A 19095-nucleotide genomic window follows, 5' to 3' on the forward strand; every position below is an offset into this window, starting at 1 on the left:
TTGAATCAAGCCGGCACGGTGCGTGCGCGACCGCCTTTCTCCGCCCAGGTGCGTGTCCAGCGCAGTTGCATGTGGCGCAGCATCACCAACATGACTAGTGAAAAGCAGGCAAACACAGCGAATCCTGTGAAGTAACTGCCGGTGTGCTGTTGCGACAAACCCATGCTTGCAGGGATCAAGCCGCCGCCCAAAGCGCCCAACTCTCCGATCATGGAGCCGGCCACAGCAGTGGTTGTTGGCCACCGCAGAGGAACCAATTGGAACAAGGCACCATTGCCAGCTCCCAAGGCGGCAAAACATACCAAGAAGAACAGCACTGTGAGAGTTAAGGAGTGGCCGCTGAGTCCGCAAAGCAGCAAGCTAATGAAGACGACGACCAGCACTGCTGTGAGCGTGTTCACTCCGCCCCAGTGATCCGACAGCCAGCCGCCAAAAATGCGCGTAGTCGCACCCATAAACGCAGCCAGCATGGTCAACTGCCCAGCTTCAACTTTGCTCACACCGAATTGGTCATAAAAGTAGCTTGGCAGAAAAGTGGCTAAGCCAATGAAGCCGCCAAAGGTGACGGCATAAATTAGGCTGAAGGCCCAGCCGTCCTTCTCGAAAAGGCAGGCAACATGGTCGCGCAGAGTGGCATGTGCATCACGGTCTGCGGGTTCTCGGGCAAACACAATCATTACGACCATAGGCACCAGAATACCTAGAGCCGCAAAGCCGTATACGGCCTGCCAGCCAAAGGCCTGTGCCAACTGCGGTGCCAGCAGTGCGGCAAAGGCCGTTCCGATGTTGCCGGCACCAACTAGTCCCATTGCTAGTCCCTTGTAGCGCGGTGGAAATGAGCCTGAACCGAGTGAAAGAGCTACGCCGAAGCTGGCACCAGCAATGCCTAGCAAAACGCCCATGGCCAGCAGATCACCAAAGGAGTCAACGGCGAAGTAGCCGTACAACATTGCGATGGCGATGCCCACCATCTCAACCAGGGTGGCATTCTTTCTACCGATGTACTGAGCCAGCAACCCCAGCGGAAAGCGCATCAGCGACCCCGCGAAGATTGGGATGGATAGCATCAGGCCCTTCTGCGCCGGTGTCAGATTAAAGCTCTCGCTGAGAAAAGGGGCCATTGCACCATTGATGACCCAAATGCCGCATGAGCAGGCGAAATAGAAGAATGATGCGCCCAAGGTTGGTGCATGCCCAGCTTGTAAAAAGTTTCGGAAGCCCGTCATTGCTTTCTGTCCCTACAAAAGAAAACGTCTACGCAGGCATTACCCACAATAGCGGCCTATGCCTGACGTAGACGTCGTTGTCTTGATACAGCCGAATCTGCTTCATTGCAAAAACGGCTACAAGTCAGTTAAGCAAGATTCGTGCTCATCCGATAGCGTGTGCGAACAACATGATGGACTGATGTTCTACTGAACCAGATGGCCCAACTGAAAAGCCTGACAACGGCGCGCTTGGCCCAGACCGGAGCGCTGTAAGGGGGTATCGGGGGCCGCGCCCCTGAGGTTCACCCGCTGATCAGGCAATACCCGGCGCAATTGAAGCACGCGATCGCGGCACCGCTGGCAAAGTATGGTGTGTGATGGAGGGCGTGCAATTCACCAAAAAATGCCGGTCGCCACTCTCGCTTGAAAAACAACCGCCGTAGGCGCTCTGGCCTATGATTCCCATTGAGGGGGAATTATGGGAATACAAGATAGAGATTATTGGAGAGAGCGCTATGACCAAAATCTGAGCGCTAGAAGGGATCCAAGTGATAGCCCGTTTTCGAGTGGTCGTAATGAAATGGGCTTTATGGGAAAGCTCATTGTCACTGCGATAGTGCTATTCATTGGTGTAATCGCATACAGGTACCACTTTGAAATCATTCGTTTTATCAAGGGTTTTCCACCCACAGCTGTCCACCAGCGGGCTCCGCCGCCGTCTGTTTTGAAACCAACGGAGCCTGCAACTGCGGTAGCTCCTAAGCCAGGGACTCCGGAGTTTCCGAAACCTGAAGCTACTGGGCAGATTTATAGGTGTGGGAATACCTACAGCAATTCTCCATGCGAGGGAGGGCGTCAGATCGCGCAGCAAAGCACTCCGCGAGTGGATACACCGACAACAAGAGAGATTTACCTCTGCAAAGATATTCATGATCGCCTGACTTGGGAGAGCGTTCCGTGCTCGGTCAATGGCCGCTTTATAGATCGCATAGCGCGAGTACCAGCAAATATTCCATGGGAAAGTCAAGTTGCTTTAGCTAGGCAGCAGAGAGACAAGGCTTATGCGATTGCTGCTGAGCAAGTTGTACCAGTCGCTACTCGACCTTCGTCATCAGTGCCCGGTGAGTGCAGAATTTTGGAGGAGCGAATTAGGGTTCTCGACGCTGAATGTCGTGTCAAGGCGTGCGGAATGGATCAGCTTGATTACGTTAGGGCCGAGAGAAAGAAGACGCGTGACCGGCAATTTCGTATCGGTTGTTAGCCAATTTGGAAAACCGGTAGATTGGACGGCCCGGTGTTTGACCTGGCTAACTCGGCTTCAAGTAGCGCAATTTGACCTATAAGCCTTTTGTTTCGGCGCTCTTGCGCTTGTGCCTGGGCGAAGTATGTGGAGGTGCGTAGGTTTGAGATTGACTCGACGTACTGAATGCCCCAGGTCGATTCCCAGAACAGCGCCAGATGGATGGCTCTGGGTGCTTGGCCTTGCGCGCGGTACCGTCGGAGCGTTGACGGTGAAATGTCCAGCAGCCTAGCTTTCTGTTCAATGCTGCCGGGGACGTTTTCCAGGATGCTGAGAAAGTGAGGGAGATGTGCGGGGTATGGTGCTCTAAACATCAACTGACGTTCGAGCAATCGTTATGAAAATTGGAGCAGTGCGCGCTGTGTCAGCAGGTGGGTGAGGTAAATCCTTGTACACAAGAACATGCTCATTCCTTTGGCGCCAAAGCCGAAAGAGTTTTTGTACAACGTTTTACCTGGAAAAAGTGTGAGGTAAACGCTTGTACATTCCAAAGGCGTTGCTGCATTACAGGGACTTCCCGTCAATGCAAGCGCTTTTTGACTGACCTGTCTGCCAAGACGATCCAGGTGCTTGAAACGAGGAACAGACTGCACATCTACAGACGGGGTTAGGCACGAGGTGTGCGCCCCCAGAAACAAACCGCGCAGCAGGGCTCCATTCAAATCTCGTGACGTCTTGCGACTCACAATGCAACAACCGAGCTTGCCTGCTGCTGGTCTGACCTGTTCATTGCATCTTTGATTTCACGTCTGGCATGTTGAAGTGCCTGTCTCAGGCAACGGCAGAGACGGGTGGCCTGGGGCGTTCGCTGATATGGGCTGCTTCGTAGGTACGCTCCTGTGTCATGAGCGCCCACAGAATGCGTGCATTTTTGTTGGCTAAAGCCACGGCGGCCTTTTGCCAACCACTGCGCTTCCTCAAGGCCATTACCCATTGAGAGATGGGGGCGAGGTTGTGTTTGCCGGCCAGCACTACGGCCTTGGCTCCTTACACCAGCAAAGTGCGCAGGTAACTATCGCCTCGTTTGGTGATGGCACCTAGATTGGATTTGCCTCCGCTGGAATTCTGTCTGGGCGTCAACCCAAGCCAGGCGGCAAACTGTGCACCGTTCTTAAACTGCTTGAAGTCGCCCACAGTGGCTACCATCGCTGATGCAGTGAGTGGCCCCAAGCCCTTGATGGCGGCTGCTCGCTGCACCTGTGCATCTTCTTTACAGTGAGCGGTAATACGCTGCTCACACCAGTGAAGATGTTCATCGAGCTCTTGCCAATGCATGAGTGCACGCTGCAGCGCAATGCGGGCTGTTCTTGCGATGTCATTGGTCGTATCTTCCAAGATATCGTGCAAATGGGTGCGCAAGGCTCTGGGGCTTTGCTGCAGCATAACGCCAAACTCGGCGAGCAATCCTCGAATGCGGTTAATGCATGCTGTTCGCTCCTCTTTGAACCCTTCACGCAGCCGATGCACACACAGTATGCCCTGCTGCTCTGGAGTCTTCACGGGTACAAAGCGCATCCGAGGACGGCTGGCTGCCTCGCAAATGGCAGCGGCATCATTGGCATCGTTTTACCGCTCTTGCCCTGCATGCGATAGGGTGCGACCAGTGCCGCTGCCATCATGCGTGCATCCAAGCCCGACACCAGTGGTGCGCACCACCACAAGCCTCCATGGCCACCAGACACCCTGCAGGTAATTGCGCACACCATGCCAAGAACTTGCTGCGCTGGATGGCCCGGTTAGTGACCATCCTCCCTTGAGCATCGACTGCATGGACCTGCAGCACATTCTTTGCGAGATCTACCCCAACACGGACGATGGTTTGCATGGCACGACTCCTGATGAATGACGAAGAAATTGGCTTGCCGATCCATCGTGGCACTGCGTATCCAGCAGGCCAAGATGGCGGGAAGTCCTTCGTATTCAAATCTAGTTTGAGACGAACCTACCCAAACTCCCGCCGTAGGTCAGCCACCGCTGCCGTCTGTGGACGGCCCAGTTCAGTGAATCGATTCAAGATCGCTGCCCGGATATGTAGCTCGTTGACTTGGCGTTCAAAGGTACGAGACATCACACGCTCGCCCAGTCGCTTGATGCAGTGCATCTTGGTTTCGTAGGCACTCCAGCATTTCCAGAGACTTCGCCCTGATCTTGCCCCAGTCGCCTACATGCTGCAATCGCAGCATTGCGATGCACAAAGACACTGCCCTTGCGGATTCGGGCATTCTTTCGAGGTGGAATGGCTGGCATAGCGCCACCTCTGATGACTGCTTCATGGACGGGCTGCGTGCCGTAGGCAGCATCGACTGTCAGGCACTCAAGCGCTTCATCCTCGGGCAAATGCTGCAGCACGTCGGAGGCTCACAAAATGAATGGCAGGGCACCATCGAAAATTTATTGGAATAGAATTTTCCCTTCTAAAACAGATGCATAGCACTGAATCTGGCATTGACCTCTCTGAGCTTGCCACGGCTGACACGATCGACGGCTGTGCGCATGTTGTCGTAGCCTCCAAACACCGCAAAGGCACGGTCGTCGGAGCGCAAATACTTGCGGATGGTATTGCGAGAAAGCCCAGTTCTGCGGGCGATCTCTCGGATGGACAGGTTCTCACGCAGAGCCCAGCGCCGGATGACACTCAAAGTGGCCACGTCAATCACTCCTGGTCTCCTGCTGCACAAGAAAACAGCAGGCTAGGGTTAATTCGTGGGTCAGATTGAGATGGAAAAACCGGGGGCTAGTGGGTCACTTCTGGGTGGAAATCAACAAGCAAGGGACTGTCCGTTCGTGCGGCAACAAAAAAGCGTGCGACTTTGATGGTCACGGGCCAGTTCTCGACCGCAGAAGACTCTGGGTATCACGGCGAAGCCGAGCGCATCTGTGCAGCGATAGGGCAAGTGCCGGTGATCTGGGGCATGAAACAGATCTATCTACAGGTCGAAGCGCAGATCCTGGGCGCTGCTTCCGGCAATGGCACAAATTCGCAGCTGGAAGGTTCTCGTACCGCAGACTGCCGTCGATATCCTCCTGCACGGGGCCTGCGCTCTATATGGCGTCAGCACTACCAGAGCGATATGCATCTGGCCAGCTGCTTGCTGAATGACCTGCGCCTGGGAAACCTCGCCTTGGCATTCCAGCCGGTGGCGACCCGTGAATACTCGGGGTCTGCTCCAACCCTTTACTATGAATGCCTGTTGCGCCGCACTGCGCCCGAGGCTGCGTGTCTCAGCTATGTGGTTCCAGATGCTATTCAGGCCTTGGAGCGCTTGGGGCTGGTTGAGCGTCTTGACCGTAGCGTGTTATGGACCACGCTGGGCACATTGGCCGGCAGTGAAGGTTTGAATCTGGGTTGCAACGTTTCCGCTCGCTCCTTTGTGAGTGCGGCGTGGTGGGATGAGATTCTCACGTATCTAGGGGATCGACCTGATTTGGCGCAGCGACTGGTGCTTGAAATCACAGAAACGAGCACCTTTCCGGAAGAGAAATCCGCCCTCAGCCTGATTCATCACCTACAGTTCCAGGGTGTCAGGATTGCGCTTGACGACATAGGCAAGGAAGCGGGTTCGCTGGACATCCTGAACAAAGTTCGTGCCAACATCGTCAAGCTCGACAAGTCGGTGCTGGAAGAAACCGCCGAGGGTGAGCTGCCGGCGAGGCTGCTGCAAGGCATGGTGGGGATTTGCGCCAATCACGGGGTGACTGTGATCGTTGAAGGGATCGATTCTGCTGCGAAGCTCGATGTGGCTTTAACCGCTGGAGCGACTGGCGTTCAAGGGTACCTGATCGCACGGCCCACGCTGCATCTGCAAGCCCTGTTCAATCACGTTGCTCGTGTGGAGGATGACATGCAGACCCGGGCTTCTTTGACGAAGGGCCAAGATGCGACAACTACCGTAGTGGCTCATCAAACCCAGAAAGACGCCGTTGTTCATTCGCTCCACAACGGAGATATCGTGAGGTGCTCTCCACGAGTGCTGTTCCCGCAGGAGACAGGATTTCGGCCGTATCTGGTTAAAGAAGTTGCTGATAGCTGAGAAGTGTGCGTCGGATTCTCTGTTTTGCATCTCACATTGATTTATGCGACCAGGCCATAAGCGTCCACGATGTGAGAGCTGAACAGAGAGTACGCCTATGGCAGCGGGTGAGCCGCCAATAGGCACAGACAGGACATTCTGTCACGCGCGTTCAGCGAAATGCCTTGCAGTCATGTGGGATAGAAGTCGCCAAGGGCTGTACATCCGTGGCTTGTCACAACTCGCCATAGTTGATTGCGCGGTGCAGCCATGCGAGCTGGCTCGAAGGACCGGTTCTGAATGCCCCAACAGGCTCAGGTCGACCCATTGCCGTCGTTCGAGTAGTTAGTTCAAACGGCCGCTTTGCAGCGATTGCTGCTGCTCATGGCTGCATCGTGACCTATCGGTCACCGCTCCGTAGCAGCTATCCGAAGATCGATGCTGGCGAATTCTCAACGACGGGTTTCAGTTGAGTAGCGGACAGTGGATGTTAGTTGCAGGTCGATTGGTTGCTGGAAGTCTGCTGTCACTTGACACAGACATGAGGTTGCGACCCAAAGCAGAAATTCACTCAAGTTATGCCGAAGGCAGTTCGCTGATCCGTACAGCGCTGAACATAGCTCGATAGTCTCTGGGGGCTAGGCCTAGTTTGGCGCGAAAGTGATGCCTCAGGACCTGGACACTGCCGAATCCAACCCGTGCAGCAATGTCCTCGACCGGCATTGCACTGCCCTCGAGAAGGCGTTGGGCTTCTGTCACCCGCTCAGCGATCAGCCATTGGCCTGGGGGTACACCTGTCGCCCTGATGAAATGGCGCAGGAAAGACCTGGGACTCATCAGCACGCTCTGCGCCATCCGATCAACTGTCCAGTCGCCTTGAAGATCCGCACGCATCTGTTCCAGCACGTCAGAGAGCCGATTGAGCCGGTCCGGCTGCACGGGGCGTTCGATGAACTGAGCTTGCCCACCGCTGCGATGGGGAGGCATCACCAAGCGCCGGGCGACGCTGTTGGCGGCTTTCACGCCGAAGTCTCCTCGCACGATATGCAGCATCAAATCTATACCCGCGGCGCTTCCCGCCGAAGTCAGAATACGGTCTTCTTCGACATAGAGCACGCTGGCATCGACTTCGATTGCGGGGTGCCGCTGGCTCAGCGTCTCGGCATAGCGCCAGTGCGTTGCTGCCCTTCGCCCGTCCAACAGGCCCGTTGCGGCCAGCACGAAGGCTCCAGAGCATATTGAGGCCAACCGGGCGCCGCGCTCCCAGGCCAGGCGCAAGCGTCGCGCAAGCTTCTGTGGTACCGGTACATGTGGGCCTTTCCATCCGGGCATCACGATCAGATCCGCGCGCTCTAACAAATCGGCTTGACCATCAGCCATGACGTGCAGGCCGCCATGAGCCCGCAGTAAGCCGGGCTCAACTGCCGCACTGGCAAAGCGGTACCAGTCAGGGCCCATCTCCGGACGCGCCAGACCGAAAACCTCTGCCACGATGGAGAACTCGAAGGTGCATAGGCCATCGTAGACTGGGGCAACAACCAGCGGGCCGCTGGTGGCCTCGGTGATTGGCGTAATATTTTCGGTTGATGTCATATACGCCAATTGTGACTCGACTGGACTCTCGGCACGATAAGCATCACTGCCACAAACACAGTCTTCTTTGTTATGACCTTCTCCAGCACCCATGTAACCGCAATTCCCGCTGCGAAGCCGTCCATTGCCATCGCTCATTTCGCTGCTGAATTCAGTTTCGAGACCGATTGTTGGGATGTGCATGACGGGCTTCTAAAGGGCCCCGATTTCGTGCTCCTCGACGTACGCTCGCCAGCGCTGTTCGCACAGGGCCATGTGCCAGGGGCAATCAATTTGCCTCATGGGAAGATCGTCGAAAGCAAGTTGGCGGCTTGGCCAGAAGAGACCCTATTCGTCACCTACTGCGCAGGGCCCCATTGCAACGGCGCGGCACGCGGTGCCTTGCGTCTGGCAAGACTGGGGCGGCCCGTGAAAATAATGGTTGGCGGTATTACTGGTTGGCTCGATGAAGGGTTTGAATTGAATAGGACAATGCTCGAAGACCCGTCCGCCTAACGCGTTGACTTCCTGCTTCAGAAGACAGCCCTGGAGGAATGCGGGCCGACCGCTAGTGACTGTGGATTCAACGGGTTGCGTCCGTCGCTGTTCGAAACCCAATCGGTCATCTCTCCTCAATGAGGTCGGCCATAGCTTTCACCTTCGCAGTTCCACTCAAAATTCCGCAAGTGGATTGGGCTGCGTGGAGTTCTCCAAACCGCCTTTTCAATTGGGCTGTGAGGCGGTTGTCGGGGCACCTACCGAGCTTCTCGGCGCTAGATTTGAAACGCAGATCGCTTTAGAGAAGCGAAAGAGAATTTTGATGGTGAAGATCGCAGTACAAGCCCTTAGAGCTCCGAGTTTTTGACACTCTCAAAAACCCTGATTTCTTACGTGATGGATGTCGCGCACCTGAGTTGATGTGCCACGCTCAATTCGCTGAAAAATCGAGAACACTTGATCGGAACATAGGTTTGTACCGCTGAACGCAATGGGTCGCGTGCAACAGTCCAGTGCGTGCTCAGTGGTTCACATGGAGGTTGAGCAAGCGGTTCTTCAGATATTCAGCGACAGGACTAAGCACACGCTCTCGCTTCTGTATCAGGCCTAAAGTCCGCCACAACTGAGGCTCAATGAGTGGCACACCGCAGACCTTAGGATTGCACTCAGGCAGAGCAAGCTGCGGGATGGCTGCCATTCCCAAACCTGCTTCGACAAGAGCCAGAGCCCCAGTTACGTGATTGCATTCGTACCAAGCCATTGGCTGCTCAGGCAGGCCTGCCATGACTTGGTCCAAAAGCAGTCGATTGCTGCTCTGGTGCGATACGGATACGAGGCGCACTCCGGCAAGCTCTGACTACGCTACCTCTGAGCGGCATGCCCAAGCATGACTTCGCAGCATTGCCAACACATATCGCTCGCGTGCCAAAGTCTCGAACTGAATTCCTGGTTCCTGGCTTCCCGTGAAACTGAGCCCGAAATCGGCTCGCCCCCTAACCACGGCATCCAGGACATGGCTCGCATTCTCGTCAATGACATGAACGTGCACATCCGGGTACGCATCGGCAAAGGTGCGCAATGCATTTGGCAAAAGATGGTTTGCCACTGAAGGGATGCAAGCCACCGTCACCAATCCTCGGCGAGTCAGCGACTGATCGCTGATGCGCTGCGCTGCTGTCTCGAGGCTCTCCAGCGCTGCGCGCGCCTCAGTCAGAAATTCCTGACCAATCGCGGTCAACTGAACATGCCTGGTGGTCCGCTCAAGCAGCTTGGCTCCAAGTGCTTCCTCCAGGCGCTCCACCCTGCGACTCAACGCCGGGGCAGACAAACAAAGACGTTCCGCAGCTACACGAAAGCTTGAATTCTCTGCCGTGGCAACAAACGCCTGTAGTTCGGCAATATCGAATTTAATGCGCTGCATGCAACAGTCTAGTCATATATTGCAATTCACGAAATAGTCCCGGATATTTACCATCGCCGCTTGCACAGAGTTGATAACGACTCGATCAGGAGACAACATGCAACGACGCCCTCTCATACTGGCTGCCGCATTGGCCGCCTGCCTGCCGCTCGCCGGTGCCTATGCCCAGGATTTCCCCCCAAAAAGACCGGTCACCATGGTTGTTGGCTTTGCCGCAGGCGGTTCGGCCGATATCGCCGCACGCATTATTGCCAAGAAACTCGGTGAAAACATTGGCCAGAGCGTGGTCGTGGATAACAAGCCTGGTGCCGGCGGCAATCTGGCGCATGCCCAGGTTGCCCATGGACCTACCGATGGCTCTGTCTTGCTGTTCGGCTCGATCGGCCCTTTGAGCATCTCGCCTCACTTCATGAAGGTGAGCTACGACCCGCTCAAGGATCTCGCACCAATCACTATGGGCGTGACCTTTCCCAACGTTCTGGTGGTGCCTGCAAGCAAAGGCATCAAAACCCTAGGCGAGTTTGTGGCTACAGCCAAGCGTGAACCGGGCAAACTGGACTTTGCCTCTACGGGCCCTGGATCAGCGGCCCACTTGGCCGGCGAACTGCTTAACGACATTGCAAAGATCGACACGGTTCACATTCCCTATAAGGGCGGAGCCCCCGCGTTACAGGATGTCCTGGGCGGACGCGTCAGCTCCTTCTATGCAGCACCACCCACAGCGCTGCCGCATATCGAGTCGGGCAAGCTCATCCCGTTGGCAACCACCGGACTGACACGGCCAGCCTACCTGCCCAATGTGCCCACCGTCGCAGAGACCTATCCAGGCTTTAACGCCACTAACTGGTATGCGTTCGTTGCGCCAGGTAAAACACCCAAGCCGCTACTGGACAGATGGAATGTCGAGCTCGTGAAGGTGTTGAACGCACCTGACGTGCGAGCAAACCTGCTTAAACACGGTCAAACCGCAGCTCCAACATCACGAGAAGAATTGGCCAAATTCATTTCGACAGAAAATGAGAAATGGAGCCGCATCATCCGTGATCGAAAAATAACGGCGGATTGACTGAAAGGTAAATCCACACGAATCGCCGAAGATCGACAGAAGTAAAGGATGTGCGCATGGTGTGCTCCCTGTAGGTTTATCCGGCATGGGCGAGCAGTGCCTATGGACATGGCAGGCCAAGCTTATACCGCTGAGCCAGGCGCCTTCCGCGGTGCCGTTGTGCAGCCAGTCACCGCACATCCCCAAACTGGCAGCCGCGTCTCACCAGGAGCCCATGTTCAGCGGGTTGGCCGTGTCGGCATAGCGCCAGCGGTGGGCCGTCACCTGCACGCTGGCCGGATCGGGGCCGCCCAGTTTCGCAAAGGCCTTTAACAGGACAGCTGTTACTGACGCCTCCTCAAATGTGTCCTCGAATCTTCGCGCCACTCAAAAGTCGAGAATCCCCCTCACGGAGGTCTCAACATGAAGAAGTCCAGATTCAGTGAAGCGCAAATCGTCGGCATCCTCAAGGAGGTTGAGCTAGGCGCCAAAGTCGGTGACACCTGTCGCAAACATGGCATCAGCGATGCCACGTACTACAAGAGGAAGAGCCAGTATTCAGGGATGTCTGTGCCGCATCTGGCCCAGATGCGGCAGTTGCAGGAAGAGAACGCCAAGCTCAAACGCATGTATACCGATTTGGCGCTCGTGCACCATGCTCTGAAGGATGTTGTCGAGCGAAAGCTCTGACCCCGGAGCGTCGGCAATCCATCGTGCATGCGCTTATGAGCGAGCACCGCCTAAGTCAGCGCAGAGCTTGCCAAGCGGCGGGCCTGGCTCGCTCAACGCTTCGATATGCACGTGTGGTCTGTGACGACTCCGGGGTAATCGACTTCATCCAAAGATACGTGGCATTGAATCCTCGCCACGGGTTTGGGCTGCTTTACGCCAGCGCCCGCTATCAAGAACAGCTCTGGGCAAGACTGTGCTTTGGCGTGTGTATTGCCAGCTCAAACTGAACCTGCCCAGGCGAGGCAAGAAACGTTTGCCGCAGCGCATCAAGCATCCCTTGGAGGCAGCCTCAACACCGAACCAGGGCTGGAGTTGTGACTTCATGTCCGATGCCCTGTGGTCAGGAAGACGGTTCAGAACCCTCAACGTCATTGACGACTTCAACCGGGAGTGCCTGCGTATCGAAATTGATGCCAGCTTGCCTGCAGCTCGGGTGGTACGAGCCTTGGAGGAGCTCACTGAGGTCCGTGGGGTGCCGCAGTGCATTCGCCTGGACAACGGGCTCGAGTTCATCGCCCAGGCCTTGAAGCAATGGGCGCAGGATAAAGGCATAGCGTTGAACCACATTCAGCCTTCAGCCAGGCAAGCCGACGCAGAACGCTTACGTAGAACGTTTCAACAGAACCTATCGCACGGAGGTGCTCGACTGCTATGTCTTTGAATCTCTGCAGGAAGTGCGCTCGATGACCGAGGGCTGGCTGCATTGCTACAACCACCATCGTCCACATGAATCGCTGGGCCGGATTCCGCCGGTCGCGTATCGTGTCAAACGTTTCCCCAACCTCTACTTTTAGGTAGTGCAGGAAAGCGAGGATGCTTCTCCTGTGACAAAAGAAAAAGCCCGCAAGCAGTTGCTGCGGGCGCGAATAAAAAGCCGGTGACCTATTTGGTCATGCCTGGGCAAGTTGAGGAAGTGAAAGGAGTCTGTGACCCCAGGCCCGGCAAAACAGGTACGTGACGCAAATTTTGCCCAAAGAGAGTGATGGAATCAAGATGTGCGTGGGCTCATAAACAGGCTCTGCCTTATCTGGCGTGACCACTTTCGCTAAAGGCGCTGAAGCCACACCGCACTCCCAATTGTCGCCAGCCCAGGCGAATTCCTGAGTTGCCGTACCTGCTTAAGCGGTCACGCCGGATGGCCCTAAATTCAGGACAAAAAAAGCCACCTCGTGGGTGGCATAAGAGGCTCCACCTACGTCCTAATAGCTGGGCCCAACGCGAATGCTACTGGAATAATTTCACGAGGGGCAGGCTTTTGCTGCTCAATACATTTCGAAGTGCGTTGGCGCGTACATTTCCGCGCTGTGGTGGCTCCGGTAGAGTCCTGCCACATGCTCGCAGCTCATCGCACAAGCGCATCAAACAGGAAAAATCCGCCTAGAAGGCTGCATGCTGACGAAATCGAAGACGTTTGGTTCAGTGGTGTGTTGGCAAGTCTTCGACGTTGCATATTTCGACGCACAGACGAACTTTGTGGCCGATGTTCGAGCCACGTATGTCCCAAATAAAATGAAGTGCATCCTTTACACGTAGGAACTGTCCTGTCTGGGGCTCAGGGTGCCATCTAGCATTTCTAAATCCATTCCAACTCATCTTGTCTCCGACGGCGAAGGGGTGAAATGGTGTTGATGACTCAAGGTGGACGACCGGTTCGCTCTTAATTGAGTCCTGTGAAATTTCAAGGTGATAGGTAATGGGGCGTACTAGCATCTTTGCCTCAGCTTGGCTTGAAGTTCTCTGCCGCATAAGCTTGCTCTTCGTGCATTTGCATGCATAGAGTGCTTTCATTGATTTTTGCTTGAAGCACTCAGCGCCACTTCCGCAAATTACACGCGAAGCATTCATTCGTCATGTTTAGGAAAGTTGCTGGGCCATCTAGTGTTACCACTGTTGCCACGACGCGAAAGCCGCGCCGTGCTCTTGATAGATGGCTAGCCCAAGCCCATTCCTGAACTGCCGTGCCTGCGTGAGCGAACACGCCAGATGGTCTTCTCGGGGAGCGCTGCATGCTACTTCGTGCAGAAGGCCGGTAACCCTGCAAGCAGGTGCCAAGACTGGTTTGCTGGAATTGCTAAAGCACTGTGGGAGGCTCAACGTAGCTGCAGAGAGCGTGCTTCTTGATATCAAGCGTGGGAGAGCAGTTCGTTTCCCATAGAGCTTGCCCGCGGCAGGTCTTGATCAAGTTTTTCGCTTTGGCAACTTCGTCTTCGTTTTCGAGCCTGTCCTCTATAAAGTTCTTGAAGTCCTTATCCTGAAGCATTTCCACTAGGCTTGCGGTGTGCGTGTTGACTTCATAGACAAATGGTTTCTTGCCTGGATAGGATGCTAACTCACCTTGACGAAAGCCCACAAATCCGCAGACAGCATCGCCGTTCTTTCCCAACTTCACATCTTTGAACTCGGCATGCTCAGGGAAAGCAAGCAGCCGCCTGGCAGCTCGCCTGGCCTCAAGTTTGTGGCTCTCCTCATTCGTGCAGGAGACAAGGACGAAGCCTGAAATGGCGATCGATATGCTGATAGACAGCATTGATGGACGCATAGCTATTCCAGTATTGATTTGGCTAAGCCGGGACTTCGCAACGGTCACAGACACGATTGCTAGTTGGCGTTGGATGTTAGATGAATAGCTAGATCAAGCCGAATTCAAGCGGCTTTCACGGAGATTGCGGTGGCGCTCGGGAAGCGCTTCAGGGCATCTTCAAGTGCGGCGCATGTGCTTGGGAATAGGGCGGTGTAGCAGGCTCCTGCTACTTTGATGATGCATCGCTTCAATGAAATCTCCTTGAGTCTGTTGAGCTCTTATGAGGTTATCGGTTGATATGTATCAAACTGAAACATTAAAAGTGAAGCAGTTAAGATAGTCTTCGAAGGCTACGGGCAGCAGTACGGCCGTCTAGGTGAACGTATCGGCTTCAGCTACAGTCTTGATATCCACGATGTCGAGCTTGGCGTCCTTCGGCTCTTCATCTCCAGACTTCAGGTAAGCCGATGCGGCTGCATTTCTTTAACTAGCTCTTCTCATGTCTGCATGAACCCCACAGACACTAATCTGCTGAGCTTTGGCCAAGCAAAGTTGATGGCAGTGCAACTGCATCAACGACAGTGGTGCCGCTTGTACCCGTATCTACACCCAAGCAGCACGTACTAGACGTAATGTTAGCTAAGGGTGTCAGCAACGCCCACATACACGAAGTTATCGGTGGCCCCTGTTTCGTAAGAACACTGCTGAAAAACAGCGCCCGTAAGCGCCGTCAACTGGATGTGAGCCGTCAAGATACTCAGGAGTAGTCCCTCCATTCAGTGGGGCGCATCGCCAGTTTCTGAGAAGACCCTACAGTATGGGGACTTTACGAGTACATCGACCAGAAGTATTCCCGTCCCATCGACCGCAATCATCACTCTCATGGTGTTGCGGTCGATTTCAAGGGAGACCCCATATTTCAGTTAAGGCTCGTTTGGGGCCTCAAACAGGGGGCTTGCTTATTTGGGAAGCAATACCTTGTCGATAACGTGAATCACACCATTGGATTGATAGACGTTGGGAATGGTCACCGTGGCCGTGCCTCCTTTTTCATCCGTTAGCATGATTTTCTTATCGCTGGACTGGGCCGTCAGGGTGCCGCCACTGACTGTTTTGATCATGGCCTTGCCTTTGCCGTCCTTGATCATCTTGCTGAGTGCTGCGGCATCCCATTTACCAGGGACGACGTGGTATGTGAGGACCGTGGTCAGCACAGCTTTGTTTTCAGGCTTGAGCAGCGTATCGACGGTGCCAGCGGGAAGTGCATCAAATGCGGCATTGGTCGGCGCAAAGACGGTAAATGGACCGGGGCCCTTGAGCGTATCGACGAGGCCAGCAGCTTTGACCGCCGCGACCAGCGTAGTGTGATCCTTGGAATTGACTGCGTTGTCTATGATGTCCTTGGAGGGCAGCATGGGGGCTCCACCCACCATCACATCAGCCATTGCTGCGACGGATACAGCAGACATCGAGATAGCTAGGCTGAACGAGGCCAACTTACGTGCAGATTGAATCGAGAACATGGATGCTCCTTGATGTACAAGCCGAAAAATGCCGGCTGAAAGGAATACGCAACCACTTTCTGTCTGGATTCATTGAATTTCGCTATTTATGTTCTGCTGGCGATTCGTCGGGGGCACGGGTGTAAGGCAAGGCTGCCTGTGACGGCCGCTATGTTTGCTTTTGGAGATGTCGGCAAGTGGCTCATCAAGGCTTAACCGGTAGAAGTCTTAGATCTGGACGGCTCGGCCAATGAACTGAATGGGGCCAGTGGGTCGTCCAATCGGGGAGCCGCCATAGGGTTCCAGGGTCAGCTCAAACAATTGATTGGGCTGTAGGGGGGGGAGCTTGTCCACTGGAACCTCTATGGCCTCGCCTGGCTTTACGAGGCCAAGCGATACTGGAGCGCTCCAGCCATCAGCCTTGGTCCAGAACTGCAGGGATTTTTCTGCAGGAACACTATTGGTGCCTAACGGCACCAGACGCAGCCTGCCTTCTGTCTGGGCCTGCACGAGCCAGCCTGGAGATTGGTTCTGAGGCGCGGCCAACACCACGAAATAGCGCGGCGCTGTTGGAGGAGACGCTTCACGCACCACAAGAACAGCGGCCAGCACTGCTGTGGCGGCGAAACCTGCGCCCGTCAGGCTGCGCCATAGGGCGAGGCTGTCCCATTGCCACCAGCGTATTCGGGCAGGCACGACTCGAGGGCGGCTCGCTGGCGCGATGCTTGCGGCGATGCGCAGCCAGAGGCTGGCTCCTGGCTCCACAGGCTCGGCTAGCGTGGTCAGCGGCAACAGGCGCTGCTCCCATTCGTCCACTGCTGCGCGCAGGGCGGGCTCGTAGGGAAGGCGCGCTTCAATAGAGCGACGCTCGCTTTCATCAAGCGTGCCCAATACATACTCTCCGGCCTGTGTATGCAGGTCGTCTGGAGGTTGTGGTTGTTGGGTTTCGCTGCTCATTGCATGCATTCCCGCAGTGCGCGCAGTCCGCGCTGAATCCAGGCCTTGACTGTGCCCAGGGGGGCTTTGACTCGCTCGGCAATCTCGCTGTGGCTGCAGCCGTCCACATAGGCGTGCAAAAGGCAGGCGCGGCGCGCTGGCTCCAAGCTATCAAGACAATGCCCCAGACGGCCAAGTGAGGCCTGTCGTGCAAGCTCATCACCACTTTCCTGCCAGGCCGCAAAAGCCGCTTGTGCGTCCAGGTGTGCTGTAGCCGGTTCATCCAACATGGTTTCTCGCCCGCTATCACGCACCCGATTTAGTGCAGCATGTCTTACGATGCTGTAAATCCAGCCTCGGCCAGCACCACGGCTGGCGTCGAAGCTCGATGCACGCTCCCAGATGGACACAAAAGCGTCGTGAAGCACATCCTCTGCCGTAGCGCGGTCACGAACTATTCTGAGAGCAACACCCAGCAGATAGCGTGTTTCGCGCTCATAGATGCTGCGCAGGGCTTCGCGATCACCTCGCGCACAGGCCTGAAGCGCAGCGTCATGGTCGAAAGCGTCGTCTTGGAGGGCGGCAGCAGGCGGCACAAATAGAAGGTCAGAAGGAAATAGAGGTAAATCCTTCGATCATTCTAGTCATGCCGTTGCAAAACCTTACATCGTGGGTTTCCAGAAGATGTAATCGGCCTGGTACTTGACCATGGTCTTCTGGCCTTTGGTGGCGGTGGTGCAGGGTTTGTCTGCAGGAGCAACACCCCCTTGGAGTGCGACGCGCTGGATGTAGCTCACGTCTACCAGCGCGCCGGCCCCCATGGCGGGATTGGCCTTTACCAATTGATAGGGCAAGCTGCCTGGGCTGGAGGGTGCGACTGCGAGTTGCGTAGCTGTGAGCTTGGATCCGTCATTGGCTTCCCAGGTTGCGGGAGGTCCGTAGTAGCGGCCCACAGTCTTGCCTGAGCGATCTTTCAACACTGCATCGGGACCGACGAAGACCCATTCGGTTTGGCCAGGTACGTTGGCCTTGTCCCGGCACTCATAGGTGATGTCGCCACTGCCAACCGTTTCCCAGGCTACCTTGTGACCGGCAGGAACCTGGATGGGAGCAGGCAGTGAAGCCTGAGAGAAGTTGCTGGCTGGTGACTTCATCGAGCCGCATGCAGCGAGCAGGGCTGCAGCGGAAGTGACGGCAGCAAAGGCGGCGAGGCGGTATGCGAAGCGAGTGGTCGACATTGAGATTCTCCAATTAGATCGGTTGGAAGGATTCACTGAAGCAGCACATTGCTTGTGTTGCTGCAGGTACTACCCACGAGATCGATGTTTGGATGCACCCGATACAAATTTTTTTGGAAATGTTCCGTGACGCTATAACTCGTGGCCGCTTTAGTAGCCTTCAACCAAAGGCATTTCCGTCCCATCGACCGCAATCATCACGCCCGTGGTGTTGGGGTCGATCTCTATTGGGACGCCCCACATTTCATTGGGCTTGGCGAAGGCGTTGACGATGTTGAACTGCCGCAACTCTTCCGGCGCCACCTTGATTAGCTTGGGATAGGCGTTGTTGTGAGCCTTCCAGTGCCGGAGGAACGTGTGGCAAACGCGCTTGTGGACTGTGTGGATCGGAGATTCATCGGTCATGGCCGGATTGTCTCAGAGCAGCTTTGCCATGGTGTCCGACTGGAAGCTCCGAGAAGCTAATGGTGAAAAGAGGTCAGGGGAGCTGTTGAGTAGTTGATTTAAACGGTATAAATGGTATGTCTAGTTTCTAAAGTGTGCGTTATGCCAGTCCGTAAACAAAAATCGTCAAAATCCAAGACCGTCACCGCGGCCGAGGCCGCCAGCACAGCAGCGGTACCCACAGCTCCTAAAGTAGAAGCTCCGGCTCCAGCCCCCGCTGTGGTGACAGCACCTGAGGTTGTTGAGGCAAAATCCAAGAAACCGAAGCTGGTGCGCGATAGCTTCACCATCCCGAAGGATGAATACGAAGGGATCGATGCTCTGAAACTGCGAGCTGCCCTGCAGGGCCATTTGGCCAAGAAAAGTGAGCTGTTGCGGGCAGGTCTCAAGCTACTGTCCACTTTGGACGACAAGCAACTGCTTGCGGCTTTGGAGGCTGTGCCTTCGATCAAGACGGGACGCCCTGTCAAGACAGAAGAGGTGGCTCCTAACCCTCGCAAAGTGTCGGCGAAGTCCAAAAAAGCAGCTAAAGCGTCCTAAATTTTAGGTGTGAAATGTGGCGGGAATTCCTGCCACATTGCGAGCGATGTACCACCTACTATCGTTAGTGCAAGTGGTGTTGAATCCAGCCACAGAGTAGGGTTTGGAGCTTCGTCAGGGGCATGTCTG

General features: G+C 55.4%; 13 protein-coding genes and 5 pseudogenes. 5 read left to right on the forward strand and 13 right to left on the reverse strand.

Annotation, left to right across the window (positions count from 1 at the left end; genetic code table 11):
• Window positions 1–5 precede the first annotated feature (5 nt).
• The 4 genes and pseudogenes from CSE6_RS08090 to CSE6_RS08115 form a co-directional block, all read right to left on the reverse strand.
• Complete coding sequence (locus CSE6_RS08090) at window positions 6–1226, reverse strand: nitrate/nitrite transporter (protein WP_059440283.1); 1221 nt, start codon at window positions 1224–1226, stop codon at window positions 6–8.
• A 2053-nt stretch (window positions 1227–3279) separates the two neighbouring features.
• Window positions 3280–4333, reverse strand: a pseudogene (locus CSE6_RS08100) (IS110 family transposase).
• Window positions 4334–4450: 117 nt separating this feature from the next.
• Window positions 4451–4857: pseudogene (locus CSE6_RS08105) on the reverse strand (transposase); the annotation flags it as partial.
• 173 nt (window positions 4858–5030) lie between these two features.
• Window positions 5031–5165 (reverse strand): annotated as a pseudogene (locus tag CSE6_RS08115) (helix-turn-helix domain-containing protein); the annotation flags it as partial.
• 156 nt (window positions 5166–5321) lie between these two features.
• Between CSE6_RS08115 and CSE6_RS08120 the strand changes: the two are divergent.
• Window positions 5322–6539 carry an EAL domain-containing protein gene (locus CSE6_RS08120; protein WP_059440285.1) on the forward strand — a complete coding sequence of 406 codons (1218 nt, stop codon included), beginning with the start codon at window positions 5322–5324 and terminating at the stop codon, window positions 6537–6539.
• A gap of 555 nt (window positions 6540–7094) precedes the next feature.
• Here CSE6_RS08120 and ftrA read toward each other — a convergent pair.
• Entirely contained in the window at window positions 7095–8111 is a 1017-nt protein-coding gene (ftrA, locus tag CSE6_RS08125) for a transcriptional regulator FtrA (protein ID WP_045838877.1), read from the reverse strand.
• Between the two features lie 72 nt (window positions 8112–8183).
• Between ftrA and CSE6_RS08130 the strand changes: the two genes are divergently transcribed.
• The gene (locus tag CSE6_RS08130) at window positions 8184–8606 is read left to right on the forward strand and encodes a rhodanese-like domain-containing protein (RefSeq protein ID WP_045838876.1); all 423 of its coding nucleotides are present in this window, start codon (window positions 8184–8186) and stop codon (window positions 8604–8606) included.
• 502 nt (window positions 8607–9108) lie between these two features.
• Here CSE6_RS08130 and CSE6_RS08135 read toward each other — a convergent pair.
• A pseudogene (locus CSE6_RS08135) lies at window positions 9109–10008 on the reverse strand (LysR family transcriptional regulator).
• Window positions 10009–10105: 97 nt separating this feature from the next.
• Here CSE6_RS08135 and CSE6_RS08140 point away from each other — a divergent pair.
• On the forward strand, window positions 10106–11074 hold the full coding sequence (locus CSE6_RS08140; protein WP_034408216.1) for a tripartite tricarboxylate transporter substrate binding protein: 969 nt from the start codon (window positions 10106–10108) through the stop codon (window positions 11072–11074).
• A gap of 201 nt (window positions 11075–11275) precedes the next feature.
• Here the strand turns inward: CSE6_RS08140 and CSE6_RS26430 are convergent, their stop codons facing one another.
• Entirely contained in the window at window positions 11276–11440 is a 165-nt protein-coding gene (locus CSE6_RS26430) for a hypothetical protein (RefSeq protein WP_238585657.1), read from the reverse strand.
• Between the two features lie 36 nt (window positions 11441–11476).
• Here CSE6_RS26430 and CSE6_RS08150 point away from each other — a divergent pair.
• Window positions 11477–12579, forward strand: a pseudogene (locus CSE6_RS08150) (IS3 family transposase).
• 1277 nt (window positions 12580–13856) lie between these two features.
• Here the strand turns inward: CSE6_RS08150 and CSE6_RS08155 are convergent.
• The 6 genes from CSE6_RS08155 to CSE6_RS08180 all read right to left on the reverse strand — a co-directional run bounded on the left by CSE6_RS08155 (window position 13857) and on the right by CSE6_RS08180 (window position 18387).
• Entirely contained in the window at window positions 13857–14324 is a 468-nt protein-coding gene (locus CSE6_RS08155; protein ID WP_152668545.1) for a hypothetical protein, read from the reverse strand.
• A gap of 941 nt (window positions 14325–15265) precedes the next feature.
• Window positions 15266–15829, reverse strand: a complete 564-nt coding sequence (locus CSE6_RS08160) for a fasciclin domain-containing protein (protein ID WP_045838872.1) — start codon at window positions 15827–15829, stop codon at window positions 15266–15268.
• A 207-nt stretch (window positions 15830–16036) separates the two neighbouring features.
• Entirely contained in the window at window positions 16037–16765 is a 729-nt protein-coding gene (locus CSE6_RS08165; RefSeq protein WP_045838871.1) for an anti-sigma factor domain-containing protein, read from the reverse strand.
• Window positions 16762–17340, reverse strand: a complete 579-nt coding sequence (locus tag CSE6_RS08170; RefSeq protein ID WP_012838008.1) for a sigma-70 family RNA polymerase sigma factor — start codon at window positions 17338–17340, stop codon at window positions 16762–16764. Before CSE6_RS08170 ends, CSE6_RS08165 begins: the two co-directional genes overlap by 4 nt.
• A gap of 66 nt (window positions 17341–17406) precedes the next feature.
• Window positions 17407–17982, reverse strand: coding sequence for a DUF3455 domain-containing protein (locus CSE6_RS08175; RefSeq protein ID WP_012838009.1), 576 nt, complete (start codon window positions 17980–17982; stop codon window positions 17407–17409).
• A 150-nt stretch (window positions 17983–18132) separates the two neighbouring features.
• Window positions 18133–18387 (reverse strand): hypothetical protein, encoded by a 255-nt coding sequence (locus CSE6_RS08180; protein WP_059440286.1) that lies wholly within the window; start codon window positions 18385–18387, stop codon window positions 18133–18135.
• Between the two features lie 141 nt (window positions 18388–18528).
• Here CSE6_RS08180 and CSE6_RS26435 point away from each other — a divergent pair, with 141 nt between their 5' ends.
• Window positions 18529–18966, forward strand: coding sequence for a hypothetical protein (locus tag CSE6_RS26435; protein ID WP_034408237.1), 438 nt, complete (start codon window positions 18529–18531; stop codon window positions 18964–18966).
• The last annotated feature ends 129 nt before the right edge of the window (window positions 18967–19095 follow it).

The organism is Comamonas sp. E6, from assembly GCF_001010305.1.
Lineage (GTDB): Bacteria > Pseudomonadota > Gammaproteobacteria > Burkholderiales > Burkholderiaceae_C > Comamonas > Comamonas thiooxydans.

Coding starts and splice junctions, on each gene's coding strand:
- CSE6_RS26435 (WP_034408237.1), top strand. CDS start 18,529: ATGCCAGTCCGTAAACAAAAATCGTCAAAATCCAAGACCGTCACCGCG.
- CSE6_RS08180 (WP_059440286.1), bottom strand. CDS start 18,387: ATGACCGATGAATCTCCGATCCACACAGTCCACAAGCGCGTTTGCCAC.
- CSE6_RS08140 (WP_034408216.1), top strand. CDS start 10,106: ATGCAACGACGCCCTCTCATACTGGCTGCCGCATTGGCCGCCTGCCTG.
- CSE6_RS08160 (WP_045838872.1), bottom strand. CDS start 15,829: ATGTTCTCGATTCAATCTGCACGTAAGTTGGCCTCGTTCAGCCTAGCT.
- CSE6_RS08130 (WP_045838876.1), top strand. CDS start 8,184: ATGACCTTCTCCAGCACCCATGTAACCGCAATTCCCGCTGCGAAGCCG.
- CSE6_RS08120 (WP_059440285.1), top strand. CDS start 5,322: ATGGTCACGGGCCAGTTCTCGACCGCAGAAGACTCTGGGTATCACGGC.
- CSE6_RS08175 (WP_012838009.1), bottom strand. CDS start 17,982: ATGTCGACCACTCGCTTCGCATACCGCCTCGCCGCCTTTGCTGCCGTC.
- CSE6_RS08165 (WP_045838871.1), bottom strand. CDS start 16,765: ATGAGCAGCGAAACCCAACAACCACAACCTCCAGACGACCTGCATACA.
- CSE6_RS08090 (WP_059440283.1), bottom strand. CDS start 1,226: ATGACGGGCTTCCGAAACTTTTTACAAGCTGGGCATGCACCAACCTTG.
- ftrA (WP_045838877.1), bottom strand. CDS start 8,111: ATGACATCAACCGAAAATATTACGCCAATCACCGAGGCCACCAGCGGC.
- CSE6_RS08155 (WP_152668545.1), bottom strand. CDS start 14,324: ATGCGTCCATCAATGCTGTCTATCAGCATATCGATCGCCATTTCAGGC.